Source organism: Streptomyces sp. MZ04 (assembly GCF_004684775.1).
GTDB lineage: Bacteria > Actinomycetota > Actinomycetes > Streptomycetales > Streptomycetaceae > Streptomyces.
Genome location: NZ_SRIC01000482.1, coordinates 1 through 3,415, shown reverse-complemented (window position 1 = coordinate 3,415; position 3,415 = coordinate 1). Strand labels below are relative to the sequence as shown.

5 protein-coding genes and 1 pseudogene are annotated in these 3,415 nt (G+C 69.0%); 1 reads left to right on the top strand and 5 read right to left on the bottom strand.

Annotated elements, in window-relative coordinates; genetic code table 11:
- The 5 genes and pseudogenes from E2651_RS42190 to E2651_RS42165 all read right to left on the bottom strand — a co-directional run.
- Positions 1 to 539 (bottom strand): annotated as a pseudogene (locus E2651_RS42190) (hypothetical protein); the annotation flags it as partial.
- A 15-nt stretch (positions 540 to 554) separates the two neighbouring features.
- Positions 555 to 872 carry a trypco2 family protein gene (locus E2651_RS42185; RefSeq protein ID WP_135336557.1) on the bottom strand — a complete coding sequence of 106 codons (318 nt, stop codon included), beginning with the start codon at positions 870 to 872 and terminating at the stop codon, positions 555 to 557.
- A 216-nt stretch (positions 873 to 1,088) separates the two neighbouring features.
- Positions 1,089 to 1,811 carry a DUF5063 domain-containing protein gene (locus tag E2651_RS42175; protein WP_135336556.1) on the bottom strand — a complete coding sequence of 241 codons (723 nt, stop codon included), beginning with the start codon at positions 1,809 to 1,811 and terminating at the stop codon, positions 1,089 to 1,091.
- A complete protein-coding gene (gene recR / locus E2651_RS42170; protein ID WP_030781910.1) occupies positions 1,804 to 2,403 on the bottom strand; it encodes a recombination mediator RecR in 600 nt (199 codons plus the stop codon). The genes E2651_RS42175 and recR overlap by 8 nt, the downstream gene beginning before the upstream one ends.
- A 67-nt stretch (positions 2,404 to 2,470) precedes the next feature.
- Positions 2,471 to 2,812 (bottom strand): YbaB/EbfC family nucleoid-associated protein, encoded by a 342-nt coding sequence (locus tag E2651_RS42165; protein ID WP_135336558.1) that lies wholly within the window; start codon positions 2,810 to 2,812, stop codon positions 2,471 to 2,473.
- Positions 2,813 to 3,117: 305 nt separating this feature from the next.
- Between E2651_RS42165 and E2651_RS42160 the strand changes: the two genes are divergently transcribed.
- Positions 3,118 to 3,415, top strand: a 298-nt coding sequence (locus tag E2651_RS42160; protein WP_135336555.1) for an SLATT domain-containing protein, incomplete at its 3' end; no start/stop codon positions are given.

Here is a 3,415-nt window from a genome sequence, read left to right as displayed (position 1 = left end):
GTATAAGAGACAGCCCCCGACGCCCCCGCCCACCGCGACTTCTCGTCCGGCTTGCTCGGGGCGGCGACCCGGTCGACGTACGCCGTGATCAGACCGCCCGACTTCAGGCCGGTCAGAGTCTCGACGTGGCCTCGGATCTCCTTCGTGTCCCGGGTCCGGTCGCGTATCTCCGAACGAGGGAAACCGACCGCCAGGCAAGGGAGTTGGGATTCGCCGGCCAGCGGCTCGATCCGGCCCCACCGCACCAGGGCCGAAGCATCGCCCGGCGGCATCCAGTCAGCCCCCGTGATGCGAATCAACGCCGCATCCGCCTGCGGCTCCCGCTCCAGGTCAGGCTCCTGGCCCCGCTCCGGCCACAGCACCTCCGCAGCAGCCCACCGCGTACGCCCCTCCGGGTCAAGCCGCCGGACCTCTAACTCCCGTGCCCCGCCCGCCACATTGTGAAGCGCCGTCAGAACCAGCCGATCCGCAACGAGGTATCCGCTGCCCGCTCGCTTGCCCGACGGGCTCCAGATCTCCATGACCCGTCGTACGTCCATGGGGTGGCCGCCGCCCTACTCGGGGCGCTCTTCAGCCGACTCATCGCCGACCCGCGCATCCTCACCCGTCTCCGGATCCACCGGCTGGAGCGTGAGCTTCACCCTGCTCACCGTCCCCTGCGCCCTCGCCGCCTTCACCTCCGCGCTGAACGGCAGCACGAACACTTTCGCCCGCGCCTCGCCGTCCACGCGTACGTCTACGGAGAACTCCAACTCCACCGGTCCGGTGCGGAATTGGACGCCCTGCCCACGGCCCTCATCGGCCGCCCGCTGCAGCTCCCCGCGGATCGCCCCGATCGCCTCGGCAAGACCTGCCCACACCTCGTCCGCCATGGCCCCGCCCCCTAGCGCAGTTACGTAACTCAACGTATCGCCGCAGTGCGCAACTGGGCGCCGTTCAGTGCCATTTCGCCCCGGTCAGGCAGCTCCGACGATCCGATCGCCGTACTCGATGGACACCGTGATCTTGGCGCCAAGCGCCGCCGCATAAGTACGCATGGTCTCCAAGTCAGCGGCCGCAGGCTCTCGGGGTTGAGGCAGAAGCCAGCGTTATTTGACGGTCCGCATGCCCAGGGGCCAGGCAAGCTCCTCCGCCATCACCTTGCCCGCCGCCTCCGCCAACGCGTCCTCCGCCAAGTCCTCGTCCGTGTCCAGGCCGTTCAGGTCCTCGAGCGGCTGGTTCAGCCTCACATGCGCCACCAGGGACTGGAGGGCGCGGAGGGCGGCCGAGGCCGTCGAGCCCCAGTTGGAGAAGTACGAGAACTGCCACCACCAGAGGGCCTCGGTCGTGCGGCCCGCGCGGTAGTGCGCCAGGCCGTGCGAGAGGTCCGCGACCACGTCCGCCAAGTCGTCCGAGATGCGGGCCGGGACCGGGGCCTTGCGCGGCTCGTAGGGGTCGAAGACCTCCGAGTAGACGTCCACCGGCTCCAGGAGGAGCGCCAGGCGTTCGCGGAGGTCGTCCACGTCGCGCTCCGGGCCGAGGTCCGGCTCGTAGCGCTCCTCGGGGACGATGTCCTCGTGCGCGCCCAGGCGGCCGCCGGCCAGGAGGAGTTGGGAGACCTCCAGGAGGAGGAAGGGGACAGCTGAATCCGGTTCGTCGCCCTTTGCCACCTCCGTCACCGCCACGATGAAGCTCTCGATCTGGTCCGAGATCTGCACCGCGAAGGAGTCCGGGTCCTGGGATGTGGAGTGGATCAGCTTCGTTCCGGCGTCGGCTCCGGCGTCGGCTCCGGCGTCGGACTGCTGCGTCTGCGACTTCTGTTGCTTAGACATCTAGGAGTCGTCTCCCCTCGAAGGCGCGGCCCAGAGTGACCTCGTCCGCGTATTCCAGATCTCCCCCGACAGGGAGCCCGCTGGCCAGGCGGGTGACCTTCAGGCCCATGGGCTTGATCATGCGTGCGAGGTACGTCGCCGTGGCCTCGCCCTCCAGGTTCGGGTCCGTGGCCAGGATGAGTTCCGTGACCGTGCCGTCCGCAAGACGCGCGAGGAGTTCTCGTATGCGCAGGTCGTCCGGGCCCACGCCCTCGATCGGGCTGATCGCGCCGCCCAGGACGTGGTACTTCCCTCGGAATTCGCGGGTGCGTTCGATCGCGACTACGTCCTTGGGCTCCTCCACCACGCAGATGACCGACAGGTCGCGGCGGGGGTCGCGGCAGATGTTGCAGAGTTCTTCCTGCGCCACGTTCCCGCACGTTGCGCAGAAGCGGACCTTGTCCTTCACCTCGAGGAGGGCGTGCGCGAGACGGCGTACGTCCGTCGGCTCCGCCTGCAGGATGTGGAAGGCGATCCGCTGCGCGCTCTTGGGACCGACGCCGGGCAGCCTGCCCAACTCGTCGATGAGGTCCTGGACCACGCCTTCGTACACGGGACGCCTTTCTTTGCCTTCTTCAGGGTCTAGCTCTGATACGTACGGTAGTTGGCCGGGGGGTTTCTTAGAAGGGAAGGCCCGGGATGCCGCCGCCGCCCAGGCCCTGCGCGAGCGGGCCCAGCTTCTCCTGCTGGAGCGCCTGCGCGTTCTCGTTTGCCGCCTGAACCGCCGCGACGACCAGGTCGGCGAGGGTCTCCGTGTCCTCCGGGTCGACCGCCTTGGGGTCGATGACGAGGCCGCGCAGTTCGCCCGAGCCGTTGACCGTCGCCTTGACGAGACCGCCGCCCGCCTGGCCCTCGACCTCCGTGCGCGCGAGCTCCTCCTGCGCGGCCGCGAGGTCCTGCTGCATCTTCTGGGCCTGCTGGAGCAGCTGCTGCATGTTGGGCTGGCCACCACCGGGGATCACGATCAGCTCCTGTCTGTGACGGTTCATGACGGTTCATGACGGCTTGTACGGCGGGGTTTCCACCTGTAATGAGCCTACGTGGTCAGGGGTGGCCTCGCCCCAGCACTCTTTCGAGTGAGATCAGCGGTCCTCCTATACCTGATCAAGCACCTCTTCCGGGCGGAAATACCGCGAAAACGGGCTCATGGCCACCCATTGGGCGGTAGTACTGGGGCTGCGCATCAGCACCAGGTGTCACAGGGCGCGCACCGTACGGAACCGCCGCAGGGAACAGTCAGGGATCTCGTAGAGGTAGAGGGAGTGCCGTGAGCCAGCCGGATATGCAGCCCGAGGGGGTGCCCCATGACGGGCACGGGCAGGGTGCCGGGGCAGGTGCGCGGGAGAGCGCCCGGGGCGGCACCGAGGGCTCCCGGTCCGGGGATCTGACGGGGCGGGCCTTCCCGCTCGGCGACTGGGGCGAGCCTGCCGAGCGGCTCGACGAGCTGTACCGGTGGGTGGAGCGGGGGGCGCTCAATACGGCGGCCTGGTATCTGTCCGACCGCGCGTGGAAGCGGCGCGGGGCGCGGCTCTCGCGCGTGGGCGCGGCGCTGGGGGGCGTGGGGG